This is a genomic window from Rhodococcus sp. SJ-3, assembly GCF_051918125.1.
GTDB lineage: Bacteria > Actinomycetota > Actinomycetes > Mycobacteriales > Mycobacteriaceae > Rhodococcus.
This window is the reverse complement of record NZ_CM123306.1, coordinates 4,640,132-4,660,054: the sequence shown is the minus strand read 5'-3', so window position 1 is coordinate 4,660,054 and position 19,923 is coordinate 4,640,132. Positions and strand designations below refer to the sequence as shown.

Sequence of the window (19,923 nt, the reverse complement as noted above, 5' to 3'; positions counted from 1 at the left end):
TCGGCGCGCTGTGCGTCGCACAATGGAATACAGGAGCATGGGATGACCCGGGATCGGTTCCGGTCGGGCTTGGCGTTGCTGGTCGTAGCAGCAACGTTGTCGGCATGCGGCACGCCCCTGAACGGGACCACTGCACCCGGGTCCGAGGTGTCCGCTGCGGGCCTGCACGTAGTGGCCGACGCCAGTACCGATGTCACGGCTCCGATCAGGATGGACGGGCTCGCAGACCGCATCGACACGGCGACACAACTCGCAACCGGACGTGGTGCTGAGGTCACGGTAGCCGTCTTGGACCGCGAGACAGGTGCGCGAACGGTCGGCGGCGTCGACGAGCCCATCGAGACTGCATCGGTGGTCAAACTGTTCATCGCCGACGACCTGTTGTTCCGGGAAGGGATCGGCGAGGTCCTGCTTACCGACGACGACTACGACCTGATCCGCGCCATGCTCACCCGGTCGGATGATTCGGCCGCGTCTCTGTTGTGGGATGCGTTCGGCGGTCCCGAGATCGTTGCTCGTGTCGTCGAGCGGCACGCCCTCCGAGGAACGGTCGCCCCTGTCGACTTCTGGTGGAACACCCTCACCACCGCATCGGACATCTTGACCTGGTACGACGATCTGCTCAGCGGCGAGGACGGATTCGACGAACCTGCCGCTGCCCGGATCATCGGGTATCTGCTCGAGTCGGAGCCCACTGGAGCCGATGGTTACGATCAGCAGTTCGGCCTGTCCGATGGACTTTCGTACGCGGTGGACCTCGGTTCCAAGGCGGGGTGGATGTGTTGCCTCGGTTCACAGTGGATTCACCTGTCGACCGGATTCTTCGGCGACGACCACCGGTATGTGGTTGCCGTGTTGTCACGGGAGACGGTGACCTACGAAGATCCCGAGTACGACGGCACGTTCCTTCCCGACACCTCGATGTACGACGCATCCGACGACGAGAGCGCCCGGCATGCACGCGACACGTTGACGATGGTGGTGGAGACCGTATTCGGCTGATCCGGCTCAGTCGCCGGTGAGCAGATCCGGACGTCGCTCGTGTGTCCGGGCCAGCGACTGTTCGCGGCGCCACTGTGCGACTTTGCCGTGGTCTCCGGAGAGCAGGACCGGGGGGACATCGAGGCCACGCCAGCACGCGGGCCGCGTGTAGCTGGGGCCTTCGAGCAACCCGTCGGAGAACGAATCCTCCTGGTGCGACTGTTGATTGCCGAGTACCCCGGGAATCAGGCGTACGACTGCCTCGACCATGACCAGTACGGCGACCTCGCCGCCGATCAGTACGTAGTCGCCGATGCTGACTTCCTCGACGCGGACGCGTTTCGCAGCGTCGTCGAAGACTCGCTGGTCAATGCCCTCGTATCGACCGCACGCGAAGACGATGCGTTTCTCGGTCGACCACCGTTGTGCGGTGGCCTGATCGAACGGCCTGCCCGCGGGTGTGGGGACGACGAGCAGCACATCCGAGTCGGTCTCGCCCTCGTCGACATCGAGGACCTCGTCGAGAGCGGGGCCCCAGACGGTGGGTTTCATGACCATGCCCGGTCCGCCACCGTAAGGCGAATCGTCGACGGCCTTGTGAACGTCGTGGGTCCAGTCACGCAGGTTGTGCACTCCGACCGAGATCAGACCCTTGTCGATCGCCTTGCCGAGCAGCGCCGCGCGTAGTGGTTCGAGATATTCGGGAAAGATGGTGACCACGTCGAGCCGCACGGGCTACTCGTTTTCCTCGGTTGTCCGGCGCAGCTTCATTTCCTGCTGCTTCTTCGCTTTGGTGGGCGGCTCTCCGAAATCGGGATCGAGCAGGCCGTCGGGTGGGTCGATCTCGATCATGCCGTCGGCAACCGACACCGTCGGAACGATCTCGGTGACGAACGGGATGAGGATCTCCCGGCTCGCATCGTCGGCGGGCCGGATCGCCAGAAGTTCGCCCGCAGCGGTGTGCAGGACCTCACGTACGGTGCCGATCTCGGTGCCGCCCTCGGGGTGGCCCGCCACGATCCGCACCGGCAGACCTTCGAGTTCGTGATCGTAGAACTCGTCGGGGTCGGAAGAGGGTGACAGGTCGTCGCTGTCGACGATGAACAGGATGCCCCGCATCGCGTCTGATCCGGTGCGGTCGGCCACACCGGTGAGACGCAGCAGAAGCCGCCCGGAGTGCTCCCGGGCGGCTTCCACCGTGTAGTTGTGCAGCTTCTGCTCGCGGGGTTTGCGGCCACGCAGGACCGTACCTACGGCGAAGCGCTCGTCGGGTTCGTCGGTACGGACCTCGACGACCACTTCACCTTTGATGCCGTGCGACTTGACGACACGGCCCACCACGAGCTCCACCGACGCGCCTAACGGTCGGTGTCGACGACGTCGACGCGGATTCCTCGGCCACCGATTCCGGTGACGAGGGTCCGCAACGCCGTCGCGGTGCGGCCACCGCGACCGATCACCTTGCCGAGATCGTCAGGATTGACGTGGACCTCGACGGTGCGGCCACGGCGACCGGTGATGAGATCGACGCGCACATCATCGGGATGCGAGACGATGCCTCGGACGAGGTGCTCGACCGCATCGGCCACCACGGCGCTCATTACTCGGCGGCCTCGGTGGACTCAGCGGCAGCCTCGGTGGACTCTTCCTTGGCGGCCTTCTTCTTCTTGGGGGTGATCGCCTCGGCAGCCGGCTCGTTCTCGGCCTGAGCGAGTGCGGCCTGGAACAGCTCGAGCTTGGTCGGCTTGGGCTCTGCCTTCTTCAGGGTGCCCTCCGCGCCCGGCAGGCCCTTGAACTTCTGCCAGTCGCCGGTGATCTTGAGAAGGTTGAGAACGGGCTCGGTGGGCTGCGCACCGACGCTCAGCCAGTACTGGGCGCGCTCCGAGTCGATCTCGATGATCGACGGATCTTCCTTCGGCTGGTACCGGCCGATGGTCTCGATCGCACGGCCGTTGCGGCGGGTGCGCGAGTCGGCGACGACGACACGGTACTGCGGGTTGCGGATCTTGCCGAGACGGGTGAGCTTGATCTTGACGGACACTGCTGTGTTCTCCTTCGCGCGCGGAGCGCGCATGTCACGTGCAATTCGGACGGCGCGCCCGATTGGCACGCCCGGTTTTGCCTCTAACCTGTGACCGTCGCGCGGTACGGAACCGGATGCGACGACAGCGGTCCATTCTGCCAGACGCGGGAACCGCACGGGAAATCGACGGTCAAGCGGGGCCCGCTACGACAGCGCCGCAAAGAACTACCAGGTCGGGTCGGGCCGAGGCCGGATCGATGCGGGGGTCGTCCGAGTAGACGATCAGGTCGGCAGGGGTACCCGGCTCGAGACTCGGATGACCGAGCCAGGTGCGTGCCGCCCAGCTCGCTGCGGCGAAGGCCTCGTTCGCGTCGAGTCCGGCCTTGCCGAGCGCTGCGATCTCGTCGGCGATCCTGCCGTGCTGCACCTGTCCGCCGGCATCGGTGCCCGCGTAGATCGGGATGCCCGCGTCGTGGGCGGCGCCGATGGTGTCGGCGACGCGCGCATGCAGATCGCGCATGTGCGCGGCGTACACGGGGAAGCGTGCGGCCGAGTCGGCGATATCAGGAAAATTCTCGATGTTGACCAGGGTCGGGACCAACGCCGTGCCATTCGCTGCCATCGTCGCGATCGTGTCGTCGGTCAGGCCCGTACCGTGTTCGATGCAGTCGATTCCGGCGGCGAGCAGACCGGGCAGCGCATCCTCACCGAAGACGTGCGCTGTAACGCGGGCGCCTTCGCGGTGTGCCGCGGCGATAGCCTCGACGAGGATCGTGTCGCTCCACAGCGGCGCGAGATCACCGGCATCACGGTCGATCCAGTCGCCGACGAGCTTGACCCCGCCGTCGCCCGCGCGGGCCTGGCGCACGACCTCGTCGGGCAGTTCCGACTCGTCCTCGAGGTCGACCGGGAGGCCACGAATGTAGCGCTTCGGCATCGCGATATGCCTGCCCGCCCGGATGATCGTCGGCAGGTCGGGACGGATGTCGAATGCCCGTGTGTCGACCGGGGATCCGGCGTCGCGCAGGAGCAGCACACCCGCGTCGCGTTCGGTGACGGCCTGCGCGAGGGCGCCCGCTTCGCTCTCGACTCCCCCACCGAATCTGATCCCGACGTGGCAGTGGGCGTCCACGAGGCCTGGCAAGACCCATCCGTCGGTCGAGAGCACCTCGGCTCCCGGGATCGGCTCGCGGGAGAATTCGCCATCGCTGCCGATCCACAATTCGATCGGTTCCCCTTCGGGCAGGGTCCTGCCGCGCACGACGAATGGACCGGTGGCACCGCCCCCCACCATGACCGGGCCTCCCTCTCTTCGCAGCTGCGTCCTAGTTCTTGGGGAACTTCAGCTTCGACAGATCGAACCCCTCGAGCCCCGGAGGCAGTTCGTCGAGCCCCTTCGGCATGTTGGACAGATCGGGCATCCCCGCGCCGAGCCCGGGGAACCCGGCGGGCATGCCGCCGGGAAGACCGCCCCGCACCTTCGGCGGCGTCGGGCCGCGACCGCCCTTCTTCCCCTTCTTGCCCTTCTTCGAACGCTGGTTACGCCGAGCACCGGGCATGCCCATCTGGCCGGCCATCGCAGACATCATCTTCCGTGCTTCGAAGAAGCGGTCGACGAGCTGGTTGACATCAGAGACCTTCACGCCCGAGCCGTTGGCGATACGCAGCCGCCGGGAGCCGTTGATGATCTTCGGGTTGGCGCGCTCCGCCGGGGTCATGCCGCGGATGATCGCCTGGATCCGGTCGAGCTGCTTCTCATCGACACCCGCGAGCGCGTCCTTCATCTGCCCTGCACCAGGAAGCATGCCGAGCAGGTTCGCGATGGGGCCCATCTTGCGCACAGCCATCATCTGCTCGAGGAAGTCCTCCAGCGTGAGCTCACCGCTGCCGATCTTGGCGGCAGTCGCTTCGGCCTGTGTGGCGTCGAAGTGCTGCTCGGCCTGCTCGATGAGGGTGAGCACATCGCCCATACCGAGGATGCGGCTGGCCATGCGCTCGGGGTGGAAGACATCGAAGTCTTCGAGCTTCTCACCGGTGGATGCGAACAGGATCGGCTGGCCGGTCAGTTCGCGGACGCTGAGCGCGGCACCACCGCGGGCGTCGCCGTCGAGCTTGGTGAGCACGACGCCGGTGAATCCGACGCCCTCGCGGAAAGCCTCGGCGGTGCTCACGGCGTCCTGGCCGATCATCGCGTCGAGGACGAACAGGGTCTCGTCGGGCTGAACGGCGTCGCGGATGCCTGCGGCCTGCGCCATCAGCTCCTGATCGATACCGAGGCGACCCGCGGTATCGACGACGACCACGTCGTACTGTTTGTTCTTGGCTTCCGCGATGCCCTGCTGCGCGACGGCGACCGGGTCGGCGGCCGTGACACCTAGCTCGTTCTCGCCACCACCGATCGACGTTCCGGGATGCGGCGCGAATACCGTTACACCGGCACGTTCACCGACGACCTGCAGCTGCGTGACCGCGCCCGGACGCTGGAGGTCGCACGCGACCAGCATCGGTGTGTGTCCCTGATCCTTGAGCCATTTGGCGAGCTTGCCTGCGAGCGTGGTCTTACCCGCACCCTGCAGGCCGGCCAGCATGATGACGGTCGGAGCGGTCTTCGCGAACTGGAGCCGACGGGTCTCGCCGCCGAGGATCCCCACCAACTCGTCGTTGACGATCTTGACGACTTGCTGAGCCGGATTCAGCGCACCGTGAACCTCGGCGCCCTTCGCCCGTTCCTTGATCTTCTTGATGAACGAGCGCACGACGGGCAGCGCCACGTCGGCATCGAGGAGGGCAAGGCGGATCTCGCGGCACGTCGCGTCGATGTCGGCGTCGGACAGGCGCCCCTTGCCGCGCAGGTCCTTGAGGACCCCTGTCAACCTGTCGGAAAGGGATTCGAACACCGAATGCGCTCCTGCGGTCTGACGAGAATACGGACAATACTGCGCTCCAGGGTAGCCGCTCCCATCCGCCCGCAGCCGGGGGTGGGCCGTCCGGTCGACCGAGAGCCCGGCGAAGCGGCCTCGGATCACCACCTCACCTCACGGCGCAGCGGGAGGCTTCTTCGGTTCAGGAATAGGAAGGACGGCCAGCACGGCCTGTTCGAGTCGTTCCCGTGACGCTCTCGTTCCGGCGGTCGGCAGGTCGATGCAGAACGAGTCGACCACGGTCGATCCGATCGTCGTCACCGTCGCCCACCGCACGTCTGCCCCGTGCTCCTCGAAGACTCCGGCCAGACGACACAGCATTCCGATCCGGTCCTCCGCCCTGATCTCGAGCACAACCTGCCCCGGATCCGTGGTGTCGAGCCAGATCAGGCGCGGTGGGGCCTGCGAGTACATGCCGGGTACCGCACGCTCGGGACGTAGCGACGGTGCGGACTCGCGCGTCGCGCGGTCCTTCGCGTCGAGTTCCGCGAGGAGGTGCAGGTCACCCGACCGAGCACGCATGAACTCCTGTCGCAGCAGACCCTCGACCGGCGGCGCACCGAATCGCGGTACCACGATGAATGTATTGACGGTGCTTCCCGCATGGCTGCCGATGGAGGCCGACTGCACTCGGAGCCCATGCAGAGCCAGCACTCCCGCGGTGTCGGACAACACGCCGGGCTCGTCCGGTGCCACCACCGTCACTACGAAGCCCCGACCGTCGGGCCTCGGATCGAGCGAGACATGCATGGCGCCGGATTCGGCGAGCCGCGCGAGTTCGGGGTCGATCGGCGACGGAGCCGGAAGGTCCTCCCCCGCCATCATCAGTCGGCAGCGCCGTACCAGTTCCCGGATGAGTGAGGCTTTCCACTCGCCCCAGACGCCGGGTCCGGTGGCCTGCGAATCTGCTTCCGCAAGCGCATGCAGCAGTTCGAGAAGCAGCGGGTCGCCCCCCAGTGCGTCCACCACCGACGTCACCGTTGCCGGGTCGTCGAGGTCGCGGCGGGTCGCAGTGTGCGGGAGCAACAGGTGGTGCCGGACCATCGCTGTGAGCACCGACAGATCGGACGGCCACAAACCCATGCGCGTGCCGATCTGGGCGGCGACCTCGGCGCCGACCACACTGTGATCCCCACCGCGGCCCTTGCCGATGTCGTGCAGGAGCGCTCCGAGAAGCAGCAGATCGGGGCGCGACACCCGCGTCGTGAGTGCACTCGCGTGAACCGCGGTTTCCACCAGATGGCGATCGACGGTCCAAGTGTGGATGGCGTCGCGCGGTGGGAGATCACGTACCGCCCCCCACTCGGGTAGCAAACGTCCCCACAACCCCGTCCGGTCGAGTGCCTCGACGACATCGACGGCGGCCGGCCCCGAGGCAAGCAGCACGATGAGGTCGTCGAGCGCCTGCCGTGGCCACGGCTCCCGCAGCTCCGGCGCGTGATCCGACAGGCGGGTCAACGTCGCCGCGGCAATCGGCAGGCCCGATCGTGCGGCTGCAGCAGCCACCCTGGTGATCAGGCCCGAGTCCTTGCCCGGCCGGGCATCGCGGGCCAGCGCCACCTCTCCGCCATGTTCGACGACGCCCTCGTCGAGGGGGCGCCGTACCGGTCCACGTCGAAGGCGCGACAGACCCTTGCGCGGCAGGGAATTTCCCGCTGTGCGGACACCGACCTCGACAGAGTAGCTGATCGTGCGCGCCGCCTCTGTGAGTAGGCGAGCGAGGTCGAAACGGTCACCGATGCGCAGTGCGGCACCGATCTCGTCGGCATCCTGGGCCTGCAGTTGATCGCGACCGCGACGGGCGACGCGATGCAGTTCGGTCCGGACGTCGAGCAGGTGACGGTGCGCGGCCGCGAGGCCACCGCCGGGTGCGTCCGGTCCGAGACCGGGCATGCCGTCGGTGAGTTGCGCGACCGACAACGCGTTGAGCAACTGTACGTCCCGCAACCCTCCGCGACCGCTCTTGAGATCGGGCTCGGCCCGGTGTGCGATCTGGCCCGACCGCTCCCAACGTGCCTCCGTCATCTCGATCAGCTCGTCGAAGCGGTTCCGGATCCCGGTACGCCACTGTCTGCGTACGCCACCGATGAGCAGATTGCTCAGTTCGTGGTCGCCGGCGATGTGCCGGGCTTCGAGCATCCCGAGCGCCGCCGGAAGGTCGCCCGACGCCACCTGAATGGCCTGTGGAACGGTGCGGACGCTGTGATCGAGCCGGATGTGGGCGTCCCACAGCGGGTACCACAGCCGGTCCGCGACCGACGACACCGTCTCCGGATCGATGTCGTCGTGGAGCAGGATGAGGTCGACGTCGGAGTGCGGCAGCATCTCGCGACGACCGAGTCCCCCTACTGCCACGAGCGCGAACCCGCTGTCCGGCCTGATCCCGAGCTCGGAGCCCTCGGTGATCAACCAGAAATCGAACAGGTCCACGAGTGCGTCGCGCAGTGCCTGGGTGTCGAGGCGGCGAGTGCGGCCGGAGCCGGAGACGAGTGCGTCCCTGGCCGCCGAAAGGTCTGTCGCCGTATTCGTGCCCGAAGACGCCGAGGGCCCACGACCCGCTGCGTGGGCAGCGTGTCCTGGGCCTCGGGTCTCTGCACCCTTGGGGTCAGAGTGCATCCGTACCTCGTTCCCCGGTGCGGACTCGGATCACCGATTCCACCGGGGTGACCCATACCTTGCCGTCACCGATCTTTCCTGTTCGGGAGGCTTCCACGATCGTGTCGACCACCTTGTCCACCACCGAGTCGTCGACGACGACCTCGACGCGCACCTTCGGCACGAAGTCGACCGAGTACTCGGCCCCGCGGTACACCTCGGTGTGGCCCTTCTGGCGTCCGTAGCCCTGCACCTCGCTCACGGTCATTCCGAGCACCCCGGCCTGCTCGAGCCCTGCCTTGACGTCCTCGAGCGTGAACGGCTTCACGATTGCCGTGATCAGCTTCATTTCTCATCCCTTCCCGGTGCTCACCGGACGTTGTCTTGTGTGTCCGCGTAACGCTTGCCCGTTATCTTCGTCCACTTCCACCTCGGCGACGAGGTGAAGCACTACTTCGGTTCGAGACGAAGTACTACTTCAGCGCGGTGGCGAAGTCGTATGCGGATTCCGCGTGCTCGGTTTCGTCGATGCCGCGAGCTTCGTCCTCGGCCGAGACACGCCAGCCCATGGGCCGCAGAGCGAGGGCGATCACAGCGGTGACGACGGCGGTGAACACCAGTGCGACCAGGGCGATCACGATCTGGATAACGAGCTGCTTGTAGTCGCCCCCGTAGAACAGTCCGGTTTCGGTGGCGAGAAGACCGATGGCGACCGTGCCCCACAGACCGGACACCAAGTGCACGCCTACGACATCGAGCGAGTCGTCGTAGCCGAACTTGTACTTCAGTCCGACTGCGAGGGCCGAGAGGATTCCGGCCACGACACCGAGAATGATGGATCCGACCGGGCTGAGAGCACCGGCAGCGGGGGTGATGGCGACCAGACCCGCGACAGCACCCGACGCGGCACCGAGGCTGGTGGCCTTACCGTCCCGCACCCGCTCGGTGGCGAGCCAGCCCAGAATCGCGGCGGCGGTGGCAACGGTGGTGTTGAGCCATGCGAGGCCGGCAACACCGTCAGCAGCGAACGCGGATCCACCGTTGAACCCGAACCACCCGAACCACAGCAGCGCGGCGCCCAGCATCACGAACGGCAGATTGTGCGGACGGAACGCGGTCTTACCGAAGCCTGTGCGCTTGCCGATGATGAGGGCGAGAACCAGCGCGGCGATACCGGCGTTGATGTGGACCACGGTGCCGCCCGCGAAGTCGATCGGGTGAACCGCAGCGGTGAGTCCGCCCTCTCCGTCTTCGACAGTGCCGAAGAGCATCGCGGCGATGCTGTCCTCGGAGCCGGAGAGCAGACCGCCGCCCCACACCATGTGAGCGAGCGGGAAGTAGGCGAGGGTGACCCACACGCCGACGAACACCATCCAGGTACCGAACTTCACGCGCTCCGCGAGCGCACCGCTGATCAGCGCGGTGGTGATGATCGCGAATGTCACCTGGAATCCGATGTCGATGACCTGGGGGTAGTTGCCCAGCCCCGGCAGGAATCCACCTTCGTCGTCGTAGATGGCGCCCTGCAGGCCGAACAGCTCGAACGGGTTCGCGAAGATCCCGCCGATGCTCTCGGAGCCGTATGACATCGACCAGCCCCACAGCACATAGATCACACCGATCAGCGCCATCGCGCCGAACGACATCATCATCATGTTCAGGACCGACTTGGCGCGTGACATGCCGCCGTAGAAGAACGCCAGCCCCGGTGTCATCAGCAGCACGAGCGATGCCGCCATGAGCATCCATGCGGCGTCGCCGGTGTTCACCACTTCCTCCACTTGCACACCTCCCAGTTGTCCGCGCCGGTGAGCGCGTCGTTGGGGAAAGCTTGCTGCGGAGATGTTTCCGCCGAAGCGCTGTCCTGTTTCGTCGGCGTGAACGGGCGACGGGGTGGTGTTTCGTTCATGTTTCCGCCGGAACCGACATCAGGAGACGACAAGGCCGCCCCCGCCGTAGCGGGAGCGGCCTCGATTCGACCGATCGAAGTGTCGGCCGAGAAGTACTCGTCAGCCGAGCAGCGCGTCGACGAAGGCACCCGGCTCGAAGGGTGCGAGATCATCCGCACCCTCGCCCAGACCCACAAGTTTGACCGGCACGCCGAGCTCGTGCTGCACCTGGAAAACGATCCCGCCCTTTGCGGTGCCGTCCAGCTTCGTCAGCACCACACCGGTGATGTCGACGACCTCGGCGAACACGCGGGCCTGCATGAGCCCGTTCTGCCCGATGGTGGCGTCGAGCACCAGCAGAACCTCGTCGACAGCCGCCTTCTTCTCGACCACACGCTTGACCTTGCCCAGCTCGTCCATCAGGCCGGTCTTCGTGTGCAGTCGGCCTGCGGTGTCGATGAGAACTGCGTCGACCCCGTTGTCGATGCCCTTCGCGACGGAGTCGAACGCGACTGCTGCGGGGTCGGCTGCTTCCTTGCCGCGCACCACCTCGGCGCCCACCCTCTCGGCCCAGGTCTGGAGCTGATCCGCCGCAGCAGCACGGAAGGTATCTGCGGCGCCGAGCAGGACTCGACGTCCGTCTGCGACGAGAACGCGGGCGAGCTTGCCGGTCGTGGTCGTTTTACCGGTGCCATTGACGCCGACGACGAGAAGCACCGCCGGATGGTCGTCGTGCGGTAGCGCACGAATGGAACGGTCGAGGTCGGGGCGCAGTTCGTCTACCAGCACCTTGCGGAGCACCGCACGCGCATCGGCTTCCGACCGGACGTTGCTCGCTGCCATCTCCTCTCGAAGCCGGTCGACGATCTTCCCGGTGGTGGCGGAACCGAGGTCGGCAATCAGGAGTGTGTCCTCGATCTCCTCCCACGAGTCCTCATCCAGATCGCCACCCCCGAGCAGGCCGAGCAGGCTCTTGCCCACAGCGTTCTGCGACCGGGCCAGACGCCCGCGGAGACGAACGAGGCGTCCCGAGGTCGGCTCGATCTCGTCGAGCGCCGGTGCAGCAGCCGTGTCGGCAGGAGCAGGCGCAGGTACTGCATCGGCAGGGGCAGCAGGGGCTTGCGCAGCGTCGACCGGCGTCTCGGGCTCCGCAGGCTCGGGAACAGCCTGCGGTGTGGGAGCAGCCTCCGGTGCGGGAGCAAACTCGGGCGCGGGAGCAAGATCGGGCGCGCTCTCCGGCTCTGCCGGCTCGGGTTCTGCGACGACCGGGCCTGGCGCGGCCTCCGGTTCGACGGGCTCCGGTTCGACGGGCTCGGGTTTTGCAGGCTCGGGTTCTGCAGGCTTCGGTACGGTCGGCGGCACCGCCGGGATCTGCGTGGTGGGGGGCGCCTCGGTGACTTCCTCGGGCAACGGGATGGTGCGCGGCTCCGGGACCGGTTCCGGCGCGGGTTTCGGGGCCGGCCGCTGCACCGGTTCCGGCGGAGCGGTCGCAGTCGTTCCCTGACTGAAACTGAATCCGCTCTGCGCCTTGTAACCGCCCGAGCGATCCTTGGCTTCTGCAGTGTCGAGCTTCGGGGTTTCTTTCGCCGTCAGCGACACCTGGCGTCGCCGATAGAGCGTCAGGCCCACGACGAGCGCGACGAGAACAACCGCGAGGGCGGCCGCGATGATTATCCAGGCTCCGGTACTCACGCACCCATACTGTCAGGCTTGAAGCTCACCTTCCGGTTCAGGGACCGGTGTCGTGACATTCTGACCTCGCAGACGCTGGGAGATCACCCGAGTGATGCCGTCGCCTCGCATGCTGACGCCGTACAGCGCGTCGGCAACCTCCATCGTCGGCTTCTGGTGGGTGATCACGATCAGCTGCGACTTCTCGCGTAGCTGCTCGAACAATCCGATCAGCCTCCGCAAGTTCGTGTCGTCGAGTGCTGCTTCCACCTCGTCCATGACGTAGAACGGGGACGGTCGGGCACGGAAGATCGCCACGAGCATCGCGACGGCAGTCAACGACTTCTCCCCACCGGAGAGCAGCGACAACCGCTTGACCTTCTTACCCGGGGGCCGGGCCTCCACCTCGATACCCGTCGTGAGCATGTCCTTCGGGTCGGTGAGGACGAGTCGGCCTTCACCGCCGGGAAACAACTTTGCGAACACCTGCTCGAACTCACGTTCGACGTCGGCGTAGGCCTCGGTGAACACCTGCAGGATCCTCGCGTCCACCTCGTCGACGACTGCCAGCAGATCCTTCCGGGCGTTCTTGACATCCTCGAGTTGAGTCGCCAGGAAGTTGTACCGTTCCTCGAGAGCAGCGAACTCCTCGAGGGCGAGCGGATTGACCTTTCCGAGGGTCGAGAGGTCCTTCTGCGCGCGCTTCGCGCGGCGTTCCTGCGTCGCGCGGTCGTACGGCTGCGGCTGCGGGGCAACCACCTGTTCGCCGCGCTCGCGTGCCTGCTCGTACTCGGCGATTTCGAGGTCGGTCGGCGGGAGCGGGACGTCGGGGCCGTACTCGGCGACGAGGTCGTCGAGCGCGATGCTGAACTGCTCGACCACGGTCTGTTCGAGCTGTTCGATACGCAGCGCCGCCTGCGCCCGGGCCACTTCATCGCGATGCACGGCGTCGGTGAGCTGATCACGCTGGGTCGCGAACTCGCGGACGAATCCCTTGGCCCGCTCCAGTTGCTCGGCGCATTCGGTACGGCGCCGGGTCAGTTCTTCGCGGTGCGCATGCGCGGTAGCGACCGCGCTCTCGAGTTCCCCGGTCACGCGGGCACCGGCCGCAGCGACCGCTGCGGCCACTGCGGCAGCCTGCCGTCGGGTGGCGCGGGCCCGCTCTGCGCGGGCTCGGGCAACGCGTTCGGCCTGTGCGGCGCGCCGCAACGAGTCCGCCTTGCCGCGCAACGATTCGGCGCGCTCCTCCGCGGTGCGCGCGGCGAGCCTGGCCTCCATCTCGACGGCACGCACCTCGGCCAGAGCTGCTGCGGCCATCTCGCGTTCGGCAGCGGTCGATTCGGTACCTGCACCGTCGCCGGCGCCGTCCTGCTCGTCTTCCGCGAGCCGCAAGCGCTCCTCGAGTTCGACGAGCTTCTCCTGCGCCGAATCACGTTCCTTCTCCGCTGCCGTGCGCTGCGTGACGAGACGCTCGGATTCGGCGTGAGCGTTGCGAGCGGCCTGGCCGAGACGTCCGAGCTGTTCATAAACCGCCGACATTGCTGCGTCGGATTCGTTCAGTGCCGCGAGTGTCTGTTCGACGTATTCGGCGCGCGCCTTCTGCTCCTCGGCCGCACCGGTCAACGCTGCGGCGAGTTCTTCCGAACGACGTTCCGCAGCCTCGAGACCCTCCCGCGACGAATCGATCGCGGCCTGAATCTCGAGTGTGCTCGGCGCACGGTCGGAGCCTCCGACGACCCATCCGGAACCGGTGAGATCGCCGCGACGGGTGACCGCACGCAGATCCGGTCGCTGTGAGCACACCGTTGCGGCGGCATCGAGGTCGTCGACCACCACGATCCCGGCAAGGACGGCACCGAGGCCTCCGCGCAGTTCGGCGGGGCATTCGACCACGTCGCGCACCCACCGAGCGTTCGCAGGCAACGACCCTGATTCGTCGGGCGCCTCCGCCCCGACCGCGAGGAATGCAACTCTGCCCTGGTCGGCATCGGCGAGCGCGGTCGCCAACGAGTTCGCTGCGGCCACCGACGTGACCGTGAGGGCGTCGGAGGCCGGTCCGAGTGCAGCGGCCACCGCCGCCTCGAAACCGGGTTCTACACGCAGCCGGTCTGCGAGCTGACCCAGAACACCGGAGTCGGTGTGGTGCTCGAGCAGCCATGCGGCACCGTCCTTGCGCTCGAGTCCCATGGACAGGGCGTCGATGCGTGCGCCGAGCGACGCGACCTCCTTGCCTGCGGCGCGTTCGGCGTTCTGGAGTTCCGTAACGCGGTCGTCGGCAATGCGCGCCGCCTCGACGGCTCGTTCGTGCTGAGCGTCGGCGTCGATCTCTCCCGCGTCGAGATCGTCGATGCGCCCCTGCGCGGTCTCGAACTCGGCCTGCGCGTCGACTCCGCGCCGACGAGCCTCCTCGATCGCGACAGTGAGGCGAGCGATCTCGCTGTCGATCGATTCCGTACGGGTTCGGACGGTCTCGACCTGACCGGTGAGACGAGCGAGTCCCTCGCGACGGTCGGCGATGGCGCGGACTGCCGCCATGTGTGCCCGCTCTGCTGCCGCTGCGTATTCCTCTCGCGCGGTGAGTTGTTCTTTCGCTGCGTCGAGGGTGCCGTGCGCGATCTCGACCGCTTCGAGCAGTTCGGCTTCTTCTTCGGCGATCCGCTCGGCGCGCGCTTCCATCTCGTCGGGGTCCTGCCCGGCACGCGTCTCGGGTTCCGCGTCGAGGTGGCGGGCGCGTTCCTGCGCGATGCGGACGGTCGCGGAGACGCGTTCGGCGAGAGCGGAGAGCTGGAACCAGACCTGGGACGCTGCTTCGGCGCCCGGGGTGAGCTGCGCGAGCGCCTGTTCGTGACGGGCGAGGTCTGCGGTGGCTTCGTCGAGCATCACGTTGACGTGATCGAGACGCTCGCGCAGGACTTGTTCCTGTTCGTCCTGGCCTGCGAACTCGGCGCGACGGGTGACAAGATCGTCGGCAGCGAGGCGCAGCCGGGCATCACGTAGGTCGGCCTGAACGGTCTGGGCCCGGCGCGCGACCTCGGCCTGTCGTCCCAGTGGTTTGAGCTGGCGGCGCAGTTCGGCCGTGAGGTCGGTCAGCCGGGCGAGGTTCGCCTGCATCGAGTCGAGCTTGCGGACCGCTTTCTCCTTGCGACGGCGGTGTTTGAGCACCCCGGCCGCTTCTTCGATGAACGCCCGTCGGTCTTCCGGGCGGGATTCGAGGATCGCAGCGAGGCGCCCCTGCCCGACGATGACGTGCATTTCGCGGCCGATGCCCGAGTCGGAAAGAAGTTCCTGCACGTCCATCAGCCGACACGAGTTGCCGTTGATCTCGTACTCACCTGCGCCGTCGCGGAACATGCGCCGCGTGACGGACACCTCCGAGTACTCGATCGGAAGCGCCCCGTCCGAGTTGTCGATCGTCAGGGTCACTTCGGCGCGACCGAGCGGCGGGCGCCCCGCGGTGCCCGCGAAGATGACGTCCTGCATCTTCCCGCCGCGAAGCGCTTTGGCCCCCTGCTCTCCCATCACCCAGGTGAGGGCATCGACCACATTGGACTTACCCGAGCCGTTGGGTCCGACGACACAGGTGATGCCTGGCTCGAAGCGCAGAGTCGTCGACGAAGCGAAGGACTTGAAGCCCTTCAGTGTCAGACTCTTGAGATGCATGAGGAAAAACCTTACCGGGACGTCAGCGCTCGACGAATCCGGTGAGCCCGCCGCGTGCCGGTTCCCAGCTCTCGACCACGAGGCGCACCTCCCCCGGTGTGAGATCGGACCGCAGCCATGCGAGCAGCATCTCGAGCGCGTGGCGCGGCCCCTCGGCGATGACGAGAACCCGACCGTCCGCGTGGTTGGTGGCGTGGCCGGCGAGTCCGAGTTCCAATGCCCGGGCACGGGTGAACCAGCGGAAGCCGACGCCTTGGACCTTGCCGTGCACCCACGCCGTCAGGCGTGCGGTGTCGTCGGAATGGTCGGCGTCGTCATGGTGTTCGAGTGCCACAGCGCTTCTCTAGGCGTCGGCGGTGATGGTCAACGTCACCTTCGTGCCCGCCTTCAGCGTGCGTCCGACGGTGCAGACCTTTGCTACGGATCGTTCGACGAGCGCGACGAGGCGCTGCTGGGCTTGCGCGTCGAGTTCGGAGAGGTCGAGGATCAGTTCCTCCTCGAGATGTGGGTAGACCTCGTTCTCGCGATCGGCTGCGCCCGACACCTTGATGGTCGCGTCGTAGTCGTCACCGAGCCTTCGCGAGAGAGGGAAGTCCGAGCTCATTCCGGAACACGCGGCCAACGCGATCTTCAGCAGTTCGCCGGGGGTGAAGACTCCATCGACGGTCTCGGATCCGATGAGGACCTCGGCGCCTCGTGAGCTGCGGCCCGTGTAGCGGCGGGTGCCGGTGCGTTCGACCCACAGGTCGGTGGGTGTGGTCGCGGGGTTCTGGTCAGCCATGCGGGAAATCCTGCCATGCGCTGCCGACACCGGGTACAGGACCGCCCCTCACTCCCTGATGGTCGCGCCGCCGCGAACGATGCGTGGCCGGGGCTGGCAACGTGGGCACGAAAAGGACGAGCGGTTCATGAACTTCTCGCGCCGGATCGGTGCGCCGCATCGAGGGCACGGCCTGTTCTCCCGGCCGTACGCGTTCAAGGAGCGATCGAAGTAGCCGGACTCACCGTTGACGTTGACGTACAAGGCATCGAAGGACGTGCCACCCTGGCCGAGCGCTTCGGCCATCACATCGTGAGCCGCAGCGAGCACGGCATGCAGTTTCGGACCGGTCAGTTTGTCGGTCGGCCGGTTGCCGTGGATCTGCGCACGCCACAGCGCTTCGTCCGCGTAGATGTTGCCGATTCCGGAGACGACGGTCTGGTCGAGCAGTGCGCGTTTGATCTCGGTGTGCTTTCCGCGCAGCACCTTCACCACGGCGGACGGATCGAATCGCGGGTCCATAGGATCCCGTGCTATGTGTGCGACGGGCAGCGGTAATCGATCGCCGTCGACCTCGACGAGCGGTGCCAGTGCCCATCCACCGAACGTCCGCTGGTCGACGAAACGCAGATCGGCGCCACTGTCGAGTACCGCTCGGATCCTCAGGTGCTTCTCGTGCGCGACCGTTGGTGGCTGCACCAACATCTGTCCGCTCATCCCGAGGTGCACGACCACTGCCAGGTCGGTCGGTTCCAGAACGAGCCAGAGGTACTTTCCACGCCGTTCGACAGCGGTCACGGTCTGGCCGGTCAGCTGCAGAGCGAGATCACGCGGGCCCGGTTCGTGGCGTCGCGCCGCCCTCGGGTGCAGAACCTCGACGGACTCCATAGTGGCGCCCAGCACGTGGGCGGTCAGACCACGCCGAACGACTTCGACCTCGGGAAGTTCGGGCACGACAGGATCAGTTGGCCCCGGTCGAGGTCTCGGTGTTCTGGTCGGTCTCGCTCGACAACACCTGCCATGCGGTGGAAGCCGCCTTCTGCTCGGCCTCCTTCTTCGTCCGACCGACGCCGACACCGTAGGGCTTTCCTGCCACGAGAGCGGTGGCCGTGAATTCCTTGTCGTGGTCGGGTCCGGTCGCCGTGATCTCGTACACGGGCACGCCGACTCCGCGTTCGGCGGTGAGTTCCTGCAGGCTCGTTTTCCAGTCCAGGCCGGCTCCCAGACGTGGACCGCGGTCGAGCAGTTCGGCGAACAGACGCAGGACCACCTCTCGGGCGACCTCGATGCCGTGCTGCAGGTGAACAGCCCCGAGCAGCGACTCCATTCCGTCGGCGAGGATGCTCGCTTTGTCCCGTCCGCCGGTCATCTCCTCGCCCTTGCCGAGCAGCAGATGTACGCCCAGCCCCCCATCGCCGAGGCCGCGCGCCACTTCGGCGAGTGCGTGCATGTTGACCACGCTCGCGCGGATCTTCGCGAGTTCACCTTCTGGTTTGTCCGGGTGGGTCAGATACAGGTATTCGGTCACGGACAGACCCAGCACGGCGTCGCCGAGGAACTCGAGTCGTTCGTTGGTCGGCAATCCACCCTTCTCGTATGCGTACGAGCGATGGGTCAATGCCAGGGTCAGCAGGTCAGGGGCCACCGGGACACCGAGGGCGGCGAGAAGAGACGCATGTTCTCCCTCGCCGCCCTCGGGTGCGGTATCGATCGACTTGGTCGTCACGTATGTACCGATCAGACGGGCGCGGTCACCTGACGACCGTTGTAGGTGCCACACGACGGGCACGCCACGTGCGGCAGCTTCTTCTCACCGCAGCCGCGGTTCGGGCAGGTGACGAGCGTGGGCGCAGTGGTGTTCCACTGGCTGCGCCGCGACCGGGTGTTGGAACGCGACATTCTGCGCTTGGGGACGGCCACGTCTACTTCTCCTCGTTGTTCTTGCTGTCGGATGCACTGCTGGATTCTTCGGAGCCTGCGCCGAACGCGGCTGCCAACCCAGCCCAGCGAGGATCCAGTATTTCATGTCCGTGCCCGGATTCGGCAATCGCCAGGCGAATACCACATTCCGCGCACAGTCCCGCGCAGTCGTCGGTGCACAACGGACGTAGCGGAAGTTCCAATCCGACCGCATCGACGATCGCAGGCTCGAGGTCGATCAGATCGTCTTCGATCCGATAGACCTCGTCTTCCTGCGTGGTCTGGTCGGTCACACTGTTCGGGTAGGCGAACAGCTCGGTGAGGTACAAACTCACCTCGCCCGTGAACGGCTCGAGGCATCGAGAGCATTCACCGGCGGTGTCGGCACGAACTGTACCGGTCACCAGAACACCCTCCGACACCGACTCCAACCGAAGGTCGAGGTCGATCTCGCTGCCTTCCTCGATCGCGATCATTTCGAGTCCGATGCGCGATGGAGACAGAACGCGGCGCTGCACCGTACGCATCGACCCGGGACGACGCCCCAGCGAGAGCGTGTCCAGCACGAGGCCGGCTTCCCGTTCGGGATGCCGCGTACCGGAGCGGTGGGTAGACAACGTCGATCTCACTTTCGAATAGAAGGCAGTGCGAATTCACTGGGCAACCGTTCAATGGTACGCGATGACCCCGCGATTCACGAAAAAACACGGGTTCACCACGGGAAACGGTTCACCGGCGCCAGGCGGCCCGATGGTCGGCCTCGGCATAGTCCGGTCTTCCCGACGTCCTCAACTGCTGACGCCCGCGGCCCACCGAACGCAGGGTGGTGTCGAGGATCTCCTCGAACTCGGCGAGTTTGCCGTCGACATACTCGTCACACTCGGTGCGCAACCGATCGGATTCGGCGTGGGCACCATCGATGACGCGCGCCGACTCCACATGTGCGGACTGCACGACCTCGGTCTGAGATACCAACCGCGCCTGCTCGGCCTCGCCGTCGGCGATGGATCGGTCGTATGCCGCCTTGCCTGCCTCGACCATACGGTCGGCCTCGGATCGAGCCCTGCCGGTGACGGCGTCGTACTGCCGCTTGCCGTCGGCGATGAGGGCATCCGCCTCCGCCTGCGCATCGGCGACCAGTTCGCCCGCGTGCGCGCGCGCCTCCGCCACCATCCGGTCGGCCTGCGCCTTCGCGTCGGAGAGCATGCGATCGGCGTCGGCCCGGGCCTCCTCGATCAACGTGCGTGCCTCTTCGTCGGCATCGCCGACCGTTTTGTCCGCCAGGGCCCGTGCGTCGCCGACCAGCTTGTCGCGGTGATCGAGAACGTCCTGAGCGTCGTCCAATTCGGCGGGAAGAGCGTCCCTCACGTCGTCGAGAAGTTCGAGCACATCGCCGCGTGGGACCACGCAACTCGCCGTCATGGGAACGCTTCGTGCCTCTTCGGTGATCGCGACAAGTTCGTCGAGTGCCTCGAATACCCGGTACACGCCAACCCCAATCCT

19 protein-coding genes are annotated in these 19,923 nt (G+C 66.6%); 1 reads left to right on the top strand and 18 read right to left on the bottom strand.

Annotated features, from left to right (window positions below; genetic code table 11):
• Positions 1-42: 42 nt before the first annotated feature.
• Positions 43-1,002 (top strand): serine hydrolase, encoded by a 960-nt coding sequence (locus ACTDXD_RS21725; protein WP_440124287.1) that lies wholly within the window; start codon positions 43-45, stop codon positions 1,000-1,002.
• 6 nt (positions 1,003-1,008) lie between these two features.
• Here the strand turns inward: ACTDXD_RS21725 and trmD are convergent, their stop codons facing one another.
• The 18 genes from trmD to ACTDXD_RS21635 form a co-directional block, all read right to left on the bottom strand.
• On the bottom strand, positions 1,009-1,713 hold the full coding sequence (gene trmD / locus ACTDXD_RS21720) for a tRNA (guanosine(37)-N1)-methyltransferase TrmD (protein ID WP_440124286.1): 705 nt from the start codon (positions 1,711-1,713) through the stop codon (positions 1,009-1,011).
• 3 nt (positions 1,714-1,716) lie between these two features.
• Complete coding sequence (gene rimM, locus ACTDXD_RS21715) at positions 1,717-2,331, bottom strand: ribosome maturation factor RimM (RefSeq protein WP_440124285.1); 615 nt, start codon at positions 2,329-2,331, stop codon at positions 1,717-1,719.
• A gap of 8 nt (positions 2,332-2,339) precedes the next feature.
• Positions 2,340-2,582 carry an RNA-binding protein gene (locus ACTDXD_RS21710; protein ID WP_169688646.1) on the bottom strand — a complete coding sequence of 81 codons (243 nt, stop codon included), beginning with the start codon at positions 2,580-2,582 and terminating at the stop codon, positions 2,340-2,342.
• Positions 2,582-3,022: a 30S ribosomal protein S16 gene (gene rpsP / locus ACTDXD_RS21705; RefSeq protein WP_440124284.1), complete on the bottom strand. Its 441-nt coding sequence runs from the start codon at positions 3,020-3,022 to the stop codon at positions 2,582-2,584. Before rpsP ends, ACTDXD_RS21710 begins: the two co-directional genes overlap by 1 nt.
• A 172-nt stretch (positions 3,023-3,194) precedes the next feature.
• A complete protein-coding gene (locus tag ACTDXD_RS21700; protein ID WP_440124283.1) occupies positions 3,195-4,298 on the bottom strand; it encodes an amidohydrolase family protein in 1,104 nt (367 codons plus the stop codon).
• A 31-nt stretch (positions 4,299-4,329) separates the two neighbouring features.
• Positions 4,330-5,901, bottom strand: coding sequence for a signal recognition particle protein (gene ffh, locus ACTDXD_RS21695; protein ID WP_440124282.1), 1,572 nt, complete (start codon positions 5,899-5,901; stop codon positions 4,330-4,332).
• Between the two features lie 138 nt (positions 5,902-6,039).
• Positions 6,040-8,541, bottom strand: a complete 2,502-nt coding sequence (locus ACTDXD_RS21690; protein ID WP_440124281.1) for a [protein-PII] uridylyltransferase — start codon at positions 8,539-8,541, stop codon at positions 6,040-6,042.
• Positions 8,531-8,869, bottom strand: coding sequence for a P-II family nitrogen regulator (locus ACTDXD_RS21685; protein ID WP_054717737.1), 339 nt, complete (start codon positions 8,867-8,869; stop codon positions 8,531-8,533). Before ACTDXD_RS21685 ends, ACTDXD_RS21690 begins: the two co-directional genes overlap by 11 nt.
• A gap of 124 nt (positions 8,870-8,993) precedes the next feature.
• A complete protein-coding gene (locus ACTDXD_RS21680) occupies positions 8,994-10,301 on the bottom strand; it encodes an ammonium transporter (protein ID WP_440124280.1) in 1,308 nt (435 codons plus the stop codon).
• A 228-nt stretch (positions 10,302-10,529) separates the two neighbouring features.
• A complete protein-coding gene (gene ftsY, locus ACTDXD_RS21675; protein ID WP_440124279.1) occupies positions 10,530-12,101 on the bottom strand; it encodes a signal recognition particle-docking protein FtsY in 1,572 nt (523 codons plus the stop codon).
• A gap of 12 nt (positions 12,102-12,113) precedes the next feature.
• Positions 12,114-15,740 (bottom strand): chromosome segregation protein SMC, encoded by a 3,627-nt coding sequence (smc, locus tag ACTDXD_RS21670; protein WP_440124278.1) that lies wholly within the window; start codon positions 15,738-15,740, stop codon positions 12,114-12,116.
• 22 nt (positions 15,741-15,762) lie between these two features.
• Positions 15,763-16,074, bottom strand: a complete 312-nt coding sequence (locus tag ACTDXD_RS21665; protein WP_440124277.1) for an acylphosphatase — start codon at positions 16,072-16,074, stop codon at positions 15,763-15,765.
• Between the two features lie 9 nt (positions 16,075-16,083).
• On the bottom strand, positions 16,084-16,521 hold the full coding sequence (locus ACTDXD_RS21660) for an OsmC family protein (protein ID WP_440124276.1): 438 nt from the start codon (positions 16,519-16,521) through the stop codon (positions 16,084-16,086).
• A gap of 48 nt (positions 16,522-16,569) precedes the next feature.
• The gene (mutM, locus tag ACTDXD_RS21655) at positions 16,570-17,454 is read right to left on the bottom strand and encodes a bifunctional DNA-formamidopyrimidine glycosylase/DNA-(apurinic or apyrimidinic site) lyase (protein WP_440124275.1); all 885 of its coding nucleotides are present in this window, start codon (positions 17,452-17,454) and stop codon (positions 16,570-16,572) included.
• A gap of 7 nt (positions 17,455-17,461) precedes the next feature.
• Positions 17,462-18,226 (bottom strand): ribonuclease III, encoded by a 765-nt coding sequence (gene rnc, locus ACTDXD_RS21650; RefSeq protein ID WP_440124274.1) that lies wholly within the window; start codon positions 18,224-18,226, stop codon positions 17,462-17,464.
• A gap of 11 nt (positions 18,227-18,237) precedes the next feature.
• The gene (gene rpmF, locus ACTDXD_RS21645; protein WP_006551208.1) at positions 18,238-18,420 is read right to left on the bottom strand and encodes a 50S ribosomal protein L32; all 183 of its coding nucleotides are present in this window, start codon (positions 18,418-18,420) and stop codon (positions 18,238-18,240) included.
• 2 nt (positions 18,421-18,422) lie between these two features.
• The gene (locus ACTDXD_RS21640) at positions 18,423-18,986 is read right to left on the bottom strand and encodes a YceD family protein (RefSeq protein WP_440127742.1); all 564 of its coding nucleotides are present in this window, start codon (positions 18,984-18,986) and stop codon (positions 18,423-18,425) included.
• Positions 18,987-19,149: 163 nt separating this feature from the next.
• The gene (locus ACTDXD_RS21635; RefSeq protein WP_440124273.1) at positions 19,150-19,908 is read right to left on the bottom strand and encodes a DivIVA domain-containing protein; all 759 of its coding nucleotides are present in this window, start codon (positions 19,906-19,908) and stop codon (positions 19,150-19,152) included.
• Between the last annotated feature and the right edge of the window lie 15 nt (positions 19,909-19,923).

What these genes read in the sequence shown, in the direction of transcription:
- ACTDXD_RS21685 (WP_054717737.1), bottom strand. Translation starts at nt 8,869, where the DNA reads ATGAAGCTGATCACGGCAATCGTGAAGCCGTTCACGCTCGAGGACGTC.
- ACTDXD_RS21690 (WP_440124281.1), bottom strand. Translation starts at nt 8,541, where the DNA reads ATGCACTCTGACCCCAAGGGTGCAGAGACCCGAGGCCCAGGACACGCT.
- ACTDXD_RS21725 (WP_440124287.1), top strand. Translation starts at nt 43, where the DNA reads ATGACCCGGGATCGGTTCCGGTCGGGCTTGGCGTTGCTGGTCGTAGCA.
- ACTDXD_RS21660 (WP_440124276.1), bottom strand. Translation starts at nt 16,521, where the DNA reads ATGGCTGACCAGAACCCCGCGACCACACCCACCGACCTGTGGGTCGAA.
- ACTDXD_RS21710 (WP_169688646.1), bottom strand. Translation starts at nt 2,582, where the DNA reads ATGAGCGCCGTGGTGGCCGATGCGGTCGAGCACCTCGTCCGAGGCATC.
- ACTDXD_RS21700 (WP_440124283.1), bottom strand. Translation starts at nt 4,298, where the DNA reads ATGGTGGGGGGCGGTGCCACCGGTCCATTCGTCGTGCGCGGCAGGACC.
- smc (WP_440124278.1), bottom strand. Translation starts at nt 15,740, where the DNA reads ATGCATCTCAAGAGTCTGACACTGAAGGGCTTCAAGTCCTTCGCTTCG.